The sequence below is a fragment of the Microbacterium sp. NRRL B-14842 genome, assembly GCF_050470785.1.
This window is the reverse complement of record NZ_JBFLUM010000001.1, coordinates 726,902-743,104: the sequence shown is the minus strand read 5'-3', so window position 1 is coordinate 743,104 and position 16,203 is coordinate 726,902. Positions and strand designations below refer to the sequence as shown.

The following is a 16,203-nucleotide window of genomic DNA, read 5'->3' as shown; positions in this document are numbered from 1 at the left end:
GGCGCTCATCGGCCCTTCCCTTCGCGGAGGCGCGGATTGGAGATGCCGTCCACGCCGAAGTTGATGAGTGTGAGGCTGAGGGCGAGCAGCGCGATGCATAGACCGGGCGCGAACAGCAGCAGCCACTGGCCGGTGAGCAGGGAGTTCGAGTTCTGCGCCCAGTAGAGCATCGTGCCCCAGCTGACGATGCTGGAGTCGCCCAGCCCGAGGAACTCCAGCCCCGCCTCTGCGAGGATCGCCGCCGTCGCCGCCCCGAAGAGCGTCCCGGCGATGATCGAGGTCATGTTCGGCAGGATCTCCCGGAAGACGATGCGAGCCCTGCTGTCGCCGGAGAACTGCGCCGAGGTGACGAAGTCGTTGCCGCGGAGGGACTGGGTCTGGCTGCGCAGCACGCGCGCACCCCACGCCCATCCGGTCACGACGATCACGGCGATGATCATCAGGATGCCGCCGTTCTGCAGGTAGGCGGCGATCACGATCATCAGCGGAAGGCCGGGGATCACGAGGAAGAGGTTCACGATGAACCCGACGACCTCGCCCGCGAAGCCGCGCATGTAGCCCCAGCTCAGTCCGATGAGCACGGCCACGATCGTGGAGAGGAGCCCCGCCGCGAAGCCCACGAGGAGGCTGACCTGCGCTCCGTAGATGAGCTGGCTGAGCACGTCCTCCCCTGCGGCGGTCGTGCCGAGCCAGTGCTCCCACGAGGCGTCGGCGTTCCGCGGGAACCCGTTCTCCTTCGGCCCGTAAGGGGCCAGGAGCGGGGCGAACACGGCGACGAGCACGAAGAACGCGAGGAGGCAGAGGCCGATGCGGGCCTTGCCGTTGGACCACAGGGTGCCGACCATGCGGCCGAAGGCGCGCCAGGGGCTGGGCGCCGCGATGCGGTCGGTCGGGACCTTGACGGTCACGGTGCTGGGGGTGGGGTTCGGGGTCGTCATCGTCGAGTCCTCGGGTCGAGAACCCCGTAGAGGATGTCCACGAGGAAGTTGGCGATGAGCACGCTCACGGTGATCATCAGGAAGAGCGCCTGCATGAGCGGGTAGTCCTGCCCGATCACGGCGTTGAACAGCAGGTAGCCGATGCCCGGGTATCCGAACACCTGCTCGACGAGGATCGAGCCGCCCACCACGCCGCCGAGCGTGAGCCCGAAGCCGGTGAGGTTCGGCAGGATCGCGTTGCGGGCCGCGTAGCGGAGGGCGATCGTGCGGCCGCGGAGGCCGTTCGCCTCGCCGAAGGTGATGTAATCCTCGCCGAGCGTGTTGATCATCGCGTTGCGCATGCCGATGATCCAGCCGCCGAGGGAGGTGAGCAGGATCGTCAGCGCGGGCAGGAACGCGTGCCGGACGAGGTCGACGATGAAGTCCCAGGTGAACCCCGGGGTGGTCGTCGCCGAGTAGGCGCCGGTGGTCGGGAACCAATGCAGCACGTAGCCGAGGAAGAACAGCAGCAGCAGCGCCGTCCAGAAGTACGGGAACGTGCTGAGGAACGACCCGGTCAGCGTCGGCAGCGAGTCCAGCCACGTGCCGCGCCGCCAGGCGGCCATCACGCCGATCAGCGTGCCGATCACGAACGCGAGGATCGTGACGATGCCGACGAGGCCGAGCGTGTAGGGCAGCGCGGTGGAGACCATGCTCGACACGGTCTGCGGGTAGAACGTGTACGAGACGCCGAAGTCGAGCCGGACGACCTGGCCGAGGTAGGCCACGTACTGGTCCCACATCGAACCGGTCGGCACCCCGAGCTGGGCCTCGATCGCGGCGCGCGTGGCGTCGGAGACCGGACCGTTCTGGGAGAGCTTCGCGATCGCGGCGTCGGCGGGAGAGCCGGGCATCAGGCGGGGCAGGAAGAAGTTCAGGGTGATCGCGGCCCACAGGGTGAGCACGAACAGGCCGATCTTCTGGAGGACGTACTTCACTGGTCTCCCCCGTCTGTGCGCTTCAGGTGGGTGAAGATCCCCAGGGGCGCCGAGTCGTAGTTCTGCGGGATCATGTACGGGTCGTCCGCGGAGGGCCAGCCGGTGAACTTCGCGTCGTTGAACAGGCCCCAGATCCCGCCGTAGTACATGCCGATCACGGGGACCTCCTCGTACACGATGCTCTGCAGCTCGTGCACGATCTCGGTCTGGCGGTCGGGATCGATCGTCGCGCGGAACTCCTCCAGGAGGGCGTCGGCCTCCGGCGAGCGGTAGCGCTCGAAGTTGTTGGTGGTCACCTCGCCGGTCGGCACGTAGAAGTCGCTGGAGAGCAGGCTGTTGTAGGCCTGGTACACGTCGCCGTTACCCATGCCGCCGATCGCCATCTCGAAGTCGCCGGTGCCGATCGCGCTCTGGTAGCCCGAGGGCTGCGGGAGCTTGAGCGACACCTTGACGCCGATGTCTGCCAGCTGCCGCTGCACGGTCTGAGCGGCGCGCGTCCAGTCGGAGAAACCGTTGGCGGTGGTCAACGAGAACGCGAGCTGCTCGCCGTCCGGGCCGACGAGCTGGTCGCCCTGGAGGGTGTACCCGGACTCGGCGAACGCCGCGAGCGCGGCGTCGCGGTCCTGCGCGAGCATGCCTTGATCGGGGATCTCCGGGTCGAGGTACTGCTCCTGGTTGGGCAGGATGAGCCCGGTCTGCCCTGCGGGCTGCATGTACCCCTCGGAGGCGGTCTCCGCGATCTCCTCCCGGTCGAGCGCGAGCGCGATGCCGCGGCGGACGTTCACGTCGTCGAAGGGCGCGACCTCGAGATTCGGCACGAGCGAGATGACGCCGCCCGGCGGGAACCACCAGGTGTTGTCGGGACTCGCCGCTCCCCAGGTGCCCTCGACGTCGGAGATGAAGGAGTAGGCCCAGTCGTAGCCGCGGGTCACGGTGTCGAGCTGCGTGTTCGTGGCGGGCAGGATGATGTGCTCGATCTCGATCTTGTCCGCCTGCCAGTAGTCCGGGTTGCGGTCCATCGAGTACTGCTGGTCGTTGTAGTTGCCGAGCACGAACGGCCCGGTCCCGACCGGCTCCTCGTTGCGCCAGGTGGCCGGGTCCTTCACATCCGCCCACAGGTGCTCGGGGACGATCATGGTCTGCCCGAGGATCGACAGCGACGGCGCGTCGTCGCTCTGCAGGTGGAACACGATGTCGTCGCCGTCGATCTCGATGCGGTCGATGTGCTGCCACGCGCCCTTGATGTCGAGCGAGGGCTCGTCCTTGATAAGCTGGAACGTGAACGCCACGTCCTCCGGGGTGAGCGCCTCGCCGTCGCTCCACTCGACGCCGTCGCGGATCGTGATCACGATCGTGCGGGCGTCGGGCTGGGTCCACTCGGACGCGAGCCACGGGGTGAGCTCGCCGTCGAGCGGGTTCACCAGGATGAGCGGCTCGTAGATCCACCGCGAGGCGGTCCTGGTGTTGGTGAGGTAGGGGTTGAAGTTCTGCGTGAAGAACGGGTTTCCCTTGTCGGCGTTGATGAGCATCGTGTCGTCGCCGATCGACGGGTCGGGCTGCGAGCTGATCTGGATGCTGCAGCCGCTGAGCGCGACCGCTGCGGCCGCGAGCCCCACGACGGCGGCGCGGCGCCAGCGTCGGAAGGTGTGCGTCTCTGCCACTGGATGACCTCATGTCGTCTCTGTCATGAAGGGCGCCCCGGGGGGGGTGGGGAGTCCTGCCGGCCGAAGCCGTACACCAGATTGTAAGCGCATACATTTTGAATCGGCAACCCCATGATGAGCCAGGGGGTCCTCCGGGGCGGCGCGGTCGCGGCGACTCAGGCCGGGCGCGTGGAGCTCTCGCGGAGGAGGATCTGGAGGGGCAGACGCGTGGTGAGCGGCGGGGCGTCCGGCTGCTCCAGCCGTCGCGCGAGCACCTGCACGGCCGCGCGTCCGAGCTCGATCATCGGCTGCCGGATCGTGGTCAGCGGCGGCGACACCAGGGTCGCCGCCTCGATGCCGTCGAACCCCGTCACGAGCACGTCGTCCGGCACCTGCACGCCCGCAGCACGGAACACGTCCATCGCCCCGAGGGCCATCTGGTCGTTGGCGGCGATGAGCGCGGCGGGCACGCCGTCGCGCGTGAGCTCCTGCCCGGCCCGGCGCCCGGAGGCCCGTGTGAAGTCGCCCCGCAGCACGCGCACCGCTGCCGGATCACGCCCCGCTGCGGCGAGCGCGGTCGACACGCCCTCCCACCGTTGCTCCGCGTCCGGCGAGTCGGCCGGCCCGGCGAGGAACGCGATCTCCCCCTCCCCGACCTGCGACAGCACATGGCGGGTCAGCTCCCCCATCGCCTCGGCGTTGCTCACCGTGACATGGTCGTAGGCATCGCCCCGCGGCGGCCCGGACAGCACGACCACCGGGATACGCCGCCCCAGCCGCGCCAGCACCTCGTCCGGCACGCTGCGGGCGAGCACCATGAGTCCGTCCACCCGGCCGGCCATGTCGCGGACGGTCGAGCGGTCGGGGTCGTCACGTCCGACGCCCACCATGAGCACGAACCCCTGCTTCCACGCCTCCAGCTCGGCCCCCCGCAGGACTTCGTCGAGGAACAGCATCGAGGAGTGCGGCGGGTCCTGATCGTCCGACACGACCGTGAACGGCGGGCGAGCAGCGGCGGACAGCACGTCGAGCGGCGGGGCGTCCTCGGCGGCGTCGAACTGGGGGAAGTACAGCCCCAGCACCCCCGTCCGACGCTCGGCCAGACCCCGCGCACTGCCGCTGGGGACGTAGCCCAGCGCGGCGACCGCGTCGAGCACCCGCTCCCGGGTCACCGGACGGACGGCCTCCGGCGAGCGCAGCACACGCGAGACGGTCGCGATCGACACTCCGGCGCGCTCAGCGACGTCGTACACCGTCGCGGCCTTGCTCACGCGTGCTCCTCTCCCCGCGGTGGTGGTTCCGGTTCCGGTTCTGGTTCTGGTTCTGTCAGCGTAGGACAGTCTCCCCCGGTGCCCCCGTCCCCTCCCGCGCGCGGGCGCAGATTCGCGTCGGTGTCGCACGGATGGTGCCAGAACCTGCGACACGGTGCAGATCTGCGACGGGGTTCCTGGACGGTGCAGGATCACGCGCGGCGGGCGCGGAGGGCTCCGTGGGGGCGGGAGCTGATCTCGCCGGGCTCTCGCTCGCGGGCCTCGGACCACTGCAGCTCGAGGCCGGCCGCGGCGAGCAGCGGGGACAGGGCCTCGGCGGTCCAGAAGAACGCGGGTGCGACCGCATGAGCGAAGGCCGCCCGGGGTTCGCCGACGAAGTATCCGAGGAGCAGGCTCCCGCCGGGGGCGAGAACCCGAGCGAACTCGGCGAACACCTCCGTGAGCTCGGCCGGAGGCGTGTGGATCACCGAGTACCACGCGAGGATGCCGCCGACCGTGCCCGATGCCTGCGGCAGCGTCCGGAACGACCCGTGATGGAACGTGAGGTGCGGATACCGAACCCTCGCCCCGTGGATGAAGGCCGTGGAGAGGTCGATCCCCTCGACGTCGCGCCCGGTTTCGAACTCTGCGCCGTCATCCCCGTGGAGAAAGGCCGTCCAGTGACCGGGACCGCATCCCGCGTCGAGCAGCATCCCCGGAGTCTCATCGCGCCAGCGGCGGATGAGCTCGCGGTCGCGCGGATCCATCAGCCCCAGGTCCCCCGCGACCTCGAGGTACTCCGCGGCCCTCTCGTCGTAGGCTCGCGCGACCGACTCCTGTCCCGCGGGAGGTCGCAGATCCGGACCCGCGTCACACCCGCCCTCGGCATCCTTGCGATTCCGGCGCGAATTCGCGACGGAATCCTGACCTGCGGGAGGTCGCAGATCCGGGTCCGCGTCGCACGCCTCCCCGGAATCCCTGCGACCGGGGTGCGGATCTGCGACCGGAGTCACCGTGACCGCGCCGCGAGGGCGGCCTGATACAGGTCCCTGGAGGACAAACCCGTCAGGGCCGCGACCTCGGAGGCCGCGTCTTTCAACCGGGTCCCGTCCGCGACCAGGGCCTGCACCTGGGCGAGGGCGTCCTCCGGCGAGGCCTCCCGCCGCGGCGCACCCTCGACGACCACGACGATCTCGCCCTTCACGCCGTCGGCGGCCCAGGCGGCGAGCTCGGACGCGGTGCCGCGACGGACCTCCTCGTACAGCTTCGTCAGCTCCCGGCACACGGCGATCCGGCGGTCTGCACCGAAGGCGGCCCCCATGTCGGTCAGGGTCGTCGCGAGGCGCGAGGGCGACTCGAAGAACACCATCGTGCGGGGCTCGGCGGCGAGGGCGGAGAGGGTCGCCCGGCGCTCCCCCGGCTTCCGCGGCAGGAACCCCTCGAAGGTGAAGCGGTCCGTGGGAAGCCCCGAGATCGCCAGGGCCATGAGCACCGCGCTGGGTCCCGGGATGGCGGTCACCGTGACCCCCTGCGCCACGGCCTCGGCGACGAGACCGTATCCCGGATCGCTCACGGTCGGCATCCCCGCGTCGCTCAGCACCACGAGGTCGGTCTCCGCGGCGAGCGCGGCCAGCTCCGCGGCCTTCTGCTTCTCGTTGTGGTCGTGCAGCGCGATCAGCCGGGGCCGGTTGTCGATCTTCAGGGCCTGCAGGAGTCGCTGTGTCGTGCGGGTGTCCTCCGCGACGACGATCTCGGCGTTCTCCAGCACCTCCACGAGTCGCCGCGACGCATCGCCCAGGTTTCCGATCGGAGTCGCGGCGAGGATGATCACCCGCCCAGCTTAGGCGCGGGTCTGAGTCGGGGGCGTCGGAGCGGACCGGGGCCGGCATACCGGGAGCACAGGGCGGAGTGTGTCTAGGCTGGACCGGTGACCGCGCCCGAGCCCCTGCTGCCCGCCCCCGAGGAGCGGCTCACGCGCTACGAGCGGCTCCGCGACCGCGTGCTGCACGCCCCGGACTGGGGCCGGGCGATGGGCTGGCTGGCCCCGCTGCTGATCACCGCCCTCGCCGCGGTGCTTCGCCTGGCGAACGTCGGCCATCCCCATCAGCTCGCCTTCGACGAGACCTACTACGTCAAGGACGCCTGGTCCCTGTGGAGCCTCGGCTACGAGGGGGTGTGGGGAGAGAACGCGAACGACGCGTTCATCACCCTGCAGGAGCTCCCCCTGACGAACAAGGGTGCGTTCATCGTGCACCCGCCGCTCGGGAAGTGGCTCATCGCGCTCGGCATGGCCATCGGCGGCCCGGACAACAGCGCCGGCTGGCGTCTGGCGACCGCCCTGCTCGGTGCGGGATCGGTGCTGCTGGTCTACCTCATCGCCCGACGTCTGACCGGTTCGGTCGTGGCCGCGACCGTGGCCGGCACGCTCCTCGCGATCGACGGCCTCAGCATCGTGATGAGCCGGATCGCGCTGCTCGACGGCATCCTCACCTTCTTCGTGCTGCTGGGCGTGCTGTTCGTGCTCATCGACCGCCAGCACTCGATCCCGCTGCTCGAACGCCGGAATCCCGACGACGAGGATCCGCTGTGGGGACCGGTCCTGTGGCGCCGTCCCTGGCTCGTCGCCGCGGGTCTCGCGCTCGGCGCCGCCTCGGCGGTGAAGTGGTCGGGACTGTACGTGCTCGCGGGCTTCGGCCTCTACGTCGTGATCACCGACGCCCTCGCCCGCCGCCGCGGCGGGGTCGTCGTATGGCCGGCATCCGCGGTCTTCCGGCAGGGGCCGGTGTCGTTCGTGCTCCTCGTCGTCCCCGCGCTCGCGGTGTACCTCGCGAGCTGGACCGGATGGCTGGTGACGGCGAACGGCTACGACCGCGGCAGCGATCCGAACCCGCTCGTCGCGCTGTGGAACTACCACGAGGCGATGCTCGGCTTCCACGTGGGCCTCACCCGAGGACACCCGTACGCGAGCCCGGCGTGGGAGTGGCCCTTCCTGCTCCGCCCGACGGCGGTGTGGGTGGACAGCGACCCCACCGGCTGCGGCGTCGACCACTGCATCGGCGTGATCTCGGCGGTCCCCAACCCGCTCATCTGGTACGGCGGCGTCGCGGCCGGCGTGTACCTGCTCTACCGCCTCATCCGCGGCTGGATCACCCGACAGCCGGTCGGCCCGGCCCTGAGTCTTCCGCTCGTGGGGCTCGCCGTCACCTACCTCCCCTGGCTGATGTTCCCTGAGCGGACGATCTTCCAGTTCTACACGGTCGTGATGATGCCGTTCCTCGTGCTCGCGCTCACCGTCACGCTGCGGATCATCGCGGGGCGCCGCGAGGATCCGCTCGTGCGCCGCCAGTCCGGAGAGCGGACCGTCCTGATCTTCCTCGGCGTCGTCGTCCTCGTCTCGGCGTTCTTCCTGCCGCTGTGGACGGGGATGAGCGTGCCGTACGACTTCTGGCGCCTGCACAACTGGCTGCCCGGCTGGGTCTGACCCGCCGCGCCGTGACCCCCGGTCAGGGGATCTCGTCGGCCACGTGCTCCACGAGCGGGAGCACGCGACCGGAGAGGTGGGTGCGCATGGCGATCGAGGACGCCGTCCGCGCGACGCCCGGCACCAGGGCGACCCGGTCCAGCACCTCCTGGAGCCGGGTCGCGTCGCGCGCGACGAGCCGGAGCTGCATGTCGCTCGCGCCGGTCACGGTGTGCATGTCGACGATCTCCGGCACCGCGTCTGCGAGGGCCGTCGCCACATCGTCGTGCCCGACCTTCTGATCGATCTCGACGAGGCAGAACGCCACGACGCCGTAGCCGAAGCCGGCGGGGTCGATGCGCGGCACGATCGCCTCGATCACCCCGCCCTCGTGCAGCCGCGCGAGGCGGCTGGTGGCCGTCCCTCGCGCGATGCCCAGCCGGCGCGCGCACTCGAGGAGAGGCAGCTGCGGCGACTCCGTCAGCAGCCGGATCAGCGCGGCGTCGAGGCGATCGATCCGCACGTCACTCCCTGACGATGCCGGGGCGGGAGACACCCCGCGTCAGGCGGGCGACGACGAGCAGCACCGCGGTGAGCCCGAGCGTGAGCAGCAGCTGGATGCGCGCGGCCGGGTCGATCATCGCGAGCGCGATCACGGCGGCCAGCAGCACCAGGCACAGCCACGACACCCAGGGGAAGCCCCAGAGCCGCATGGGCATCGCCTCAGCGGCACGGTCGGCCCGCCGTCGCAGCACGATCTGCGAGATCGCCGTCGCCGTCCAGATCACCAGCAGGGTCGACCCCACGACGTTCAGCAGCGCCGGGAGCACGACGTCCGGGAACGCCCAGTTCAGTCCGACGGTGACGAACCCGAAGGCCACCGAGGCGAGCACCGCGACGAACGGGACACCCTTGAGGCTCGTCCGGGTGACGGACAGCGGCGCCAGTCCCCGCTCCCCCAGCGAGTACGCCATCCGGGAGGCGCCGTAGATGTTGGCGTTCATGGCCGAGAGCAGCGCGATCACCACGATGAGGTCCATCACGAGACCGACGCCCGGGGTGTTCAGCGTGTCCAGCACGGCCGAGAACGGACCGGCCTGCACGGCGGGGTCGTCCCACGGGAGCACCGCGACGATGACGAAGATCGAGCCGACGTAGAAGATGAGGATGCGCACGAGCACCTCGCGCACGATCCGGCGGATGTTCCGCGCGGGGTCGTCGGACTCGGCTGCGGCGATCGCCACGACCTCGGTGCCGCCGAACGCGAAGACGACGATGAGGAGCGCCGCCGCGATGCCGGTGATCCCGTGCGGGGCGAAGCCGCCCTCGTCCACGAGGTTCGAGATCCCCGTCGCCGGCACACCGGGGATGAGTCCGACGATCGCGCACACACCGACGATGAGGAAGGCGATGATCGCGGCGACCTTGATCGCCGCGAACCAGAACTCGAAACGGCCGTAGTTGCGCACACCGAAGAGGTTCACCGCGGTGAGTGCGACGACGAAGACCAGCACCCAGACCCACGCGGGGATCCCGGGCACCCAGTTCGCCACGATCCCGGCCGCGCCGGTCGCCTCGGCGGCGATCACGACGACCAGCTGGATCCAGTACAGCCAGCCCACCGCGCTTCCGGCGCTGCGCCCCATGGCCTTCTGGGCGTAGGAGCTGAAGGCGCCGGAGCTCGGGCGGGCCGCGACCATCTCGGCGAGCATCGCCATCACGAGCACGACGATGCCGCCCGCGACGAGGTAGGAGATCAGCACGGCGGGTCCGGCGATGCTGATCGCCTGCCCTGAGCCGACGAACAGCCCCGCGCCGATCGCGCCGCCGAGCCCCATCATCGAGATCTGGCGGCGGGTGAGGCCCGGGTGCAGGCCCTTCGTGGTCGTCGTGGTGACGGGGACCTCCGTGGTCATGCGCCCACCTCCATCAGGTCGGAATCGTGGTCGGAGGTCGCGGCGGCGAGGGCGGCTTCGACCCGGTCGATGTCGGCGGCGGAGCCGGATGAGATGCGGATGCCCTCGCCGGGGAAGGCCCGGGCGACGACACCCCCTGCGTGCAGGAGGGCGTCGAGGTCGGCGGTGCGCTCCCCCGCGGGAACCCAGACGAAGTTGGCCTGCGAGCGGACGGCGGGCCAGCCGGCCGCCGTGAGCACGGTGTGCAGCCGATCGCGCTGCGCCACGACCTCGTCGATGCGGGCGGCGAGCTCGTCCTCCGCAGCGAGGGAGGCGAGAGCCGCGGCCTGGGCGAGGTCGGTGACCCCGAACGGCACGGCCACCTTGCGCTGCGCCTCGGCGATCGCGGTGGGGGCGATCGCGTAGCCGATGCGGAGGCCGGCCAGGCCGTACGCCTTGGAGAACGTGTGCAGCACCGCGACGTGCGGGTGCCGACGGAACAGCTCGATCCCGGCACCGCGGCTGTCCGTGCGGTCGAAGTGCACATAGGCCTCGTCGATGACGACGAGGACGTCGTGCGGCACCGCGGCGACGAAGCGCTCCAGCGCCTCGGCGTCGACGACGGTGCCGGTCGGGTTGTTGGGGTTGCACACGAACACGAGACGCGTGCGCGGGGTGATCGCGGCGCGCATCGCGTCGAGGTCGTGTCCGTGGTCGGCGTCCAGCGGCACGGCGACGGGCGTGGCGCCCGCGATCCGGACGAGCGAGGGGTACGCCTCGAAGGACCGCCATGCGAAGACGACCTCGTCGCCCTCGCCGGCGACCGCGTGGATGAGCTGGGCGGCGATCTCCACCGACCCGGCGCCGACGGTCACCTGGGCCGGGTCCACGGCGTACCGGGCGGCGAGCGCCTCCCGGACCGCGGAGGCGCTCATGTCCGGGTAGCGGTGGATGCCGGCGACCCGGTCCTGCACGGCCTGCACGACGGAGGGCAGCGGCGGGTGCGGCGACTCGTTCGAGGAGAGTTTGGAGGCACCGGCCGGGGCGGAGCGCCCCTGTCGGTAGGCGGGCACGGCGTCGAGGCCGGCGCGGGCGGAGAGGGTCATCGTCAGAGCATCCTTGCTGTGATCCGAGAGGGGTCGCGTCACCCTAGAACGGATGGCAGGCGCTGGGCAAACCGTGCACTCGAAGCTGCGCATCGCGCGCAATCGAACGCCACCTGGGTGCCGCACGCTAGGCAGATTGCACACCCCTGCTCCGGGGAAGGGCGCTCACCGTGCGTGCGACACCGCGGCCGGATCGCTCACCGGCAGGCGGCACACGAAGGCGCGGCAGTCGTAGGCGCGCTCGGCTGTCGCCTCCTTGCCGTCGAACAGTTCGAAACCCTCGGCGGCGAACGCCGTGGCCTGCGCCGGGCTGACGACGACGATGACATCGGCATCGGCTCCGCGTGCCGCGGCGGCGAGCGCTCCCCCGGGGTCCTCCGTGACCACGACGAGCTGCCGCGGGGCTGCGACGAGTCCGGCGGCGACCCGGAGCAGGCTGCCGTGCGCGAAGGGCTGGGCGAGCGCCCGGGAGGCGAGCGCCTCCACCCGCTCGGCCGCCGCCGCGCGGTACCGGTCGCCCGCTCCGAGCCGCCAGGCGGTGAGCGCGGCCTGCGCGACCGCCGCCGTGTCCGAGGGGAGGTCTCCGTCGGTGTGATCGGGCGAGGCGGCGATGCCCTGCGCGCGGAGCAGCGGGTCGTCTCCCCCGGCTCCGTCCAGCACCTCGTCGAGGAGGTCCCGCCCCGTGACCGCGGGAGCGACGTCGCCGGTCGCCGCCGCCAGGGCGAACAGGCCGTCGGCGAGGAGGGCGAGGTCGGCCGCAGTGGCCACCGCGGCGGAGGCCCGGCCGTCCAAGGACGCCCGCACGAGAGCGCCGTCGGCACCGCGATTGGTGCGGAGCACGGCGTCGGCGGCGTCCGCGGCGGCGGCGACCCACGCGTCCTCGCCGAGCGTCGCACCCGCCCTGGCGAGTGCCGCGACCGCGAGGCCGTTCCATCCCGTGATGACCTTGTCGTCCACCGCCGGCGGCTCCAGCGTGGCGCGCTCCGGGACCGGGCGGAGGTAGTAGCCGCCCTCGCTGCGGGCCCCGTCGATCCACGACTCGGAGTCCTGAGCGGCGCCGAAACCGCCGCCCTCCCGCCGCAGCGTGCCGAGCAGGAAGCGGGCGATTCCGCGGGCGGTCTCCTCGTCGCCGGTGTCGAGCGCGACCTCGAGAAGCTGGGCGTTGTCGGTCAGCATGCGCTCGTAGTGCGGCACCGTCCAGTCGCGCCGGGTCGCATAGCGGAAGAACCCGCCGTCGGCATCCCGCAGAGCAGAGCCCGCCATCGCCGTGAGCGCGCGCTCGGCTGCTGCCGCGGCCTCCGGCGCGGCCTCGCGGACGAGGGGCTGCTGCAGGAACCGCAGGGTCGTGGCCACCGGGAACTTGGGAGCTCCGCCGAAGCCGCCGAACTCGCTGTCCTCCCTGGCGGCGAGACCGCGTGCGGCCTCGGCGAGCGCGGCGGTGTCCGGGAGGGTCGAGGGCGTGGCCTGCGCAGCCTCCGCGAGGGCTGCGTTCACCGCGTCCGCGGACTCCTCGGCCTGCGCGCGGCGCGTCGTCCAGGCCTCGCGGACGGCGGCCAGCACATCGCGGAACGCCGGCATCGGCGGTCGCGCCTCGGGCGGCCAGTACGTCCCCGCATAGAACGCGCGACCGGCGGGGGTGGTGAACACCGTGAGCGGCCAGCCGAGGTTCTGCGTGAACGCGGACGCGGCGGCCATGTAGGCCCCGTCGACGTGCGGATGCTCCTCGCGATCGACCTTCACCGCGACGAATCCCTCGTTGATGCGGGCGGCGGTCTCGGGGTCGGCGAACGACTCGCGTGCCATCACATGACACCAGTGACAGGTGGAGTAGCCGATCGAGATCAGCATCGGCACGTCTCGGCGGCGGGCCTCGGCGAACGCCTCTTCCCCCCACGGGTACCAGTCGACGGGGTTGTCGGCGTGCGCCCGAAGGTACGGGCTGAGGGTGTCGGCGAGACGGTTCGTCATGTCCCCACGCTACGCCGGGGAGACAGGCTGCGGGTCGGCCGTCGATCGGCTCGCGGGGACCGGCAGCTCCGGGTCAGCCGACGAGCAGCTCCGCGGGGCGGGTCGCGGTGTAGCCGACGAGCGGGAGGGCTCGCTCGGCGGCCAAGGCGATGCGCGCGCGCAGCACGTCGGTGGCCACCTCGTAGCCGTCGAAGTCCGTGGTGCTCGCGTAGACGCCGAGGGGCAGCGTGAGCGCCTGGAAGAAGGCGAAGAGCGGCCGGAGCTGGTGCTCGATCATGAGGGCGTGCCGCTCGCCGCCGCCGGTCGCGGCGAGGAGCACCGGCGTGCCGACGAGCGCGTACTGGTCCACGAAGTCGAACAGGTGCTTGAACAGCCCGGTGAACGACGCGCGGTACACCGGGCTCCCCACGATGAGGAGGTCGGCGGTCTCGATCGCCTGCAGGTGCACCTCCACCTCCGGCGGGAGCTGGTCACGGGTGAGAGCACCCGCGAGCGACGGCCCGATCTGCGTGAGCTCGATCAGCTGCGCCTCGACGGGGGCACGCTCGGCGACCGCGGCGGTGATCGCTCGGAGGAGGGCGGTGGTCTTGCTCGGCTCGTGCAGGGAGCCCGAGACGGCGACGACGCGGAGCGGAGCTGTCATGCGCTCGACGGTACCCACGCGGACGCCCCGTGTCGCGCGAAGCGACACGGGGCGTCATGTGGAACGGAGACGAGCCGCCGGCCGCGGGCTCGGGAGCAGGGCTCCGGTCAGTGCGGGCTCGGTGACGGCGTCAGTGCCGAGCCCGCGGCCGGCATGAGGGCGGGATCAGTTGACCTCGTCCGGGTGCGAGCCGACGCGGCCGGAGCCGTCGAGCGGGTCGAGGGCGTCGATCGCGGCGATCTCGGCGTCGGTCAGCTCGAAGCCGAACACGTCGAGGTTCTCCCGCAGGCGCTCCGGGCGCACCGACTTCGGGAACACGATGATGCCCTTCTGCAGGTGCCAGCGGAGGACGGCCTGCGCGGGCGTCACGCCGTGGGCGGCGGCCGCATCGGCGACCGCCGGAGTGCCGAAGAGGTCGTACTTGCCCTGGCCGAGCGGACCCCACGCCTCGATGCGCACGCCGTTGGCCTCGGCCCAGGCGACCTCCTCGCGGCGCTGATACGCCGGGTGCAGCTCGATCTGGTTCACGGCCGGGACGACGCCGGTCTCTTTCACCGTGCGCTCCAGGTGCGGGACGAGGAAGTTCGAGACGCCGATGCTACGGGTCAGGCCCGCGTCGCGCAGTTCGATGAGCTTCGCGAACGCGTGGACGTAGTCGTCCTTCGCCGGAGTGGGCCAGTGCACGAGGTACAGGTCGACCTGCTCCAGGCCGAGCTTCTCGAGGCTCTCGCCGATGGCGGCGCGGGGCTCGTCGTCGTGATGACGGTCGTTCCACAGCTTCGTGGTGACGAAGAGCTCCTCGCGCGGGATGCCGGAGGACGCGATGGCAGCGCCCACGCCCTCCTCGTTGCCGTAGATCGCGGCGGTGTCGATGTGGCGGTACCCGATCTCGAGGGCCTCGCTCACCGCCTTCTCGGTCTCTGCCGGCGGCACCTTGAAGACGCCGTAGCCCAGCTGGGGGATGGAGTTGCCGTCGTTCAGTTCGAGTGCAGGAATGGTCATCCCCCCAGCCTAGGACCTGTGATGACAGGCCTGCCCGTGCGGATGACGAAAAGCGTCAGCGCCGAGGGGCCGCGGCCATCGCGGCGGCCCCCTTACCGACGAGGCGCTCCAGGGGACCGCGTCCGACGAACATCGCCCACAGCGTCGTCACCACCAGGAGTGCGACGGCCGTGAGCCCCCAGAACGAGTTGTCCGCGATGAAGCCGCCAGGGCCCGCGACGAGAACGACGGAGACGACGTGCAGGCTGTATGCCGTGAGAGGCATGGAGCCCAGAGCGCCGAGCGGCAGCAGCAGCCAGCGCAGCGGGCGGCTCAGGAGCAGGCACAGCGCGATCACCGCCAGGGCGAACCCGCCGGAGCCCAGGATCTCGGCGGTGCCGCCGCTGTGCGGGTCGACGGCGAAGACCGCGCGGACCATCGAGCCGAGCGGATCGGTCGCGGCGAGAGCCTCGGGGTAGCTCTCCCAGCCGGACGGCGGCATCACGTCGTCCGGGATGAACGACGACAGACTCTCGGCGGGAAGGCTGTCCAAGCTCTCGCTGGGAAGGCTGTCCAGGCTCCCGCTGCCGGAGTCCTCGCTCGTCGAGGAGACGATCGATTCCGTCCCGCCCAGCCCCGCGCCCGCGCCGAGGGCGCCCAGGCCGTAGCCGATCGCGGCGAGGACCACCCCGACGACGAGGGCGACGACGGCCGTGCGCACCTCCTGCACGCGGAGCCGGCCCAGGGCCATACCGCCCAGCACGAGAGCCAGCCACACGGTGATCGGATAGGTGCCGTAGAGCACGAACCCGATGCCCGCGCCGAACGGCTGCAGCGCCACCGCGCTGATCAGGGCGAGCAGCGCCGGACCGGCGAGCGCGAGGACGGCGGCGCCGAGGAGCAGCTGCCGGGGCCGCCACCGCAGCACGGGGATGACCGCGACGTAGAGCAGCCCGTAGAGCGTCAGGATCACGGCGATCGGGGTGTTGAGGAGTTCCAGGGTCAGGCCGATCACGAAGATCACGGCGCCGCGGCCGACGAGATTCAGGCGGATGCCGGGGAGACGCTCCCGCTCCGGCAGCACGTCGCGCCCCGTCATGAGCGCGATGGAGACGCCGGCGAGCAGCGCGAAGAGGATCGAGGAACGACCGTGCACGAGGTCCGTCCACGTGGTGGGGTCGCCCCAGTCGAAAGCGTCGGTCGTGCCGACGTGGGCGCCGGCCATTCCCAGGATCGCCAGCCCCCGCGCGACGTCGAGGCCGAGGATGCGCGGCGGCCGACCGAACTCGCGGAACCAGCGCACGGGGCGCAGAGCAGTCATCACCCGATGATCGTATGCGGC

14 protein-coding genes are annotated in these 16,203 nt (G+C 71.3%); 1 reads left to right on the top strand and 13 read right to left on the bottom strand.

Annotation, left to right across the window (positions count from 1 at the left end):
- Positions 1-5 precede the first annotated feature (5 nt).
- From AB1285_RS03770 to rsmI, 6 genes are all read right to left on the bottom strand, one after another.
- On the bottom strand, positions 6-938 hold the full coding sequence (locus AB1285_RS03770; protein ID WP_280565617.1) for an ABC transporter permease: 933 nt from the start codon (positions 936-938) through the stop codon (positions 6-8).
- Positions 935-1,915: an ABC transporter permease gene (locus AB1285_RS03765; protein ID WP_187661998.1), complete on the bottom strand. Its 981-nt coding sequence runs from the start codon at positions 1,913-1,915 to the stop codon at positions 935-937. The genes AB1285_RS03770 and AB1285_RS03765 overlap by 4 nt, the downstream gene beginning before the upstream one ends.
- Positions 1,912-3,576 carry an ABC transporter substrate-binding protein gene (locus AB1285_RS03760; protein WP_370428444.1) on the bottom strand — a complete coding sequence of 555 codons (1,665 nt, stop codon included), beginning with the start codon at positions 3,574-3,576 and terminating at the stop codon, positions 1,912-1,914. The genes AB1285_RS03765 and AB1285_RS03760 overlap by 4 nt, the downstream gene beginning before the upstream one ends.
- A 158-nt stretch (positions 3,577-3,734) precedes the next feature.
- Positions 3,735-4,829 carry a LacI family DNA-binding transcriptional regulator gene (locus AB1285_RS03755; RefSeq protein ID WP_280565615.1) on the bottom strand — a complete coding sequence of 365 codons (1,095 nt, stop codon included), beginning with the start codon at positions 4,827-4,829 and terminating at the stop codon, positions 3,735-3,737.
- A 191-nt stretch (positions 4,830-5,020) separates the two neighbouring features.
- Positions 5,021-5,575, bottom strand: coding sequence for a class I SAM-dependent methyltransferase (locus tag AB1285_RS03750; protein ID WP_280565613.1), 555 nt, complete (start codon positions 5,573-5,575; stop codon positions 5,021-5,023).
- A 242-nt stretch (positions 5,576-5,817) separates the two neighbouring features.
- A complete protein-coding gene (gene rsmI, locus AB1285_RS03745; protein ID WP_259951490.1) occupies positions 5,818-6,639 on the bottom strand; it encodes a 16S rRNA (cytidine(1402)-2'-O)-methyltransferase in 822 nt (273 codons plus the stop codon).
- Positions 6,640-6,735: 96 nt separating this feature from the next.
- Between rsmI and AB1285_RS03740 the strand changes: the two genes are divergently transcribed.
- Positions 6,736-8,289 (top strand): dolichyl-phosphate-mannose--protein mannosyltransferase, encoded by a 1,554-nt coding sequence (locus AB1285_RS03740; protein WP_370428443.1) that lies wholly within the window; start codon positions 6,736-6,738, stop codon positions 8,287-8,289.
- A 22-nt stretch (positions 8,290-8,311) separates the two neighbouring features.
- Here the strand turns inward: AB1285_RS03740 and AB1285_RS03735 are convergent, their stop codons facing one another.
- The 7 genes from AB1285_RS03735 to AB1285_RS03705 form a co-directional block, all read right to left on the bottom strand.
- Complete coding sequence (locus tag AB1285_RS03735) at positions 8,312-8,791, bottom strand: Lrp/AsnC family transcriptional regulator (RefSeq protein ID WP_144882465.1); 480 nt, start codon at positions 8,789-8,791, stop codon at positions 8,312-8,314.
- A gap of 1 nt (position 8,792) precedes the next feature.
- The gene (locus tag AB1285_RS03730) at positions 8,793-10,184 is read right to left on the bottom strand and encodes an amino acid permease (protein ID WP_370428442.1); all 1,392 of its coding nucleotides are present in this window, start codon (positions 10,182-10,184) and stop codon (positions 8,793-8,795) included.
- Positions 10,181-11,269, bottom strand: coding sequence for a histidinol-phosphate transaminase (gene hisC, locus AB1285_RS03725; RefSeq protein WP_363447081.1), 1,089 nt, complete (start codon positions 11,267-11,269; stop codon positions 10,181-10,183). Before hisC ends, AB1285_RS03730 begins: the two co-directional genes overlap by 4 nt.
- A gap of 165 nt (positions 11,270-11,434) precedes the next feature.
- Complete coding sequence (locus tag AB1285_RS03720) at positions 11,435-13,237, bottom strand: thioredoxin domain-containing protein (RefSeq protein ID WP_370428441.1); 1,803 nt, start codon at positions 13,235-13,237, stop codon at positions 11,435-11,437.
- A 73-nt stretch (positions 13,238-13,310) separates the two neighbouring features.
- On the bottom strand, positions 13,311-13,880 hold the full coding sequence (msuE, locus tag AB1285_RS03715; protein WP_187662006.1) for an FMN reductase: 570 nt from the start codon (positions 13,878-13,880) through the stop codon (positions 13,311-13,313).
- 165 nt (positions 13,881-14,045) lie between these two features.
- Positions 14,046-14,882, bottom strand: a complete 837-nt coding sequence (locus AB1285_RS03710) for an aldo/keto reductase (RefSeq protein ID WP_259951484.1) — start codon at positions 14,880-14,882, stop codon at positions 14,046-14,048.
- A 55-nt stretch (positions 14,883-14,937) separates the two neighbouring features.
- Entirely contained in the window at positions 14,938-16,182 is a 1,245-nt protein-coding gene (locus AB1285_RS03705; RefSeq protein WP_370428440.1) for a heparan-alpha-glucosaminide N-acetyltransferase domain-containing protein, read from the bottom strand.
- Positions 16,183-16,203: the final 21 nt, after the last annotated feature.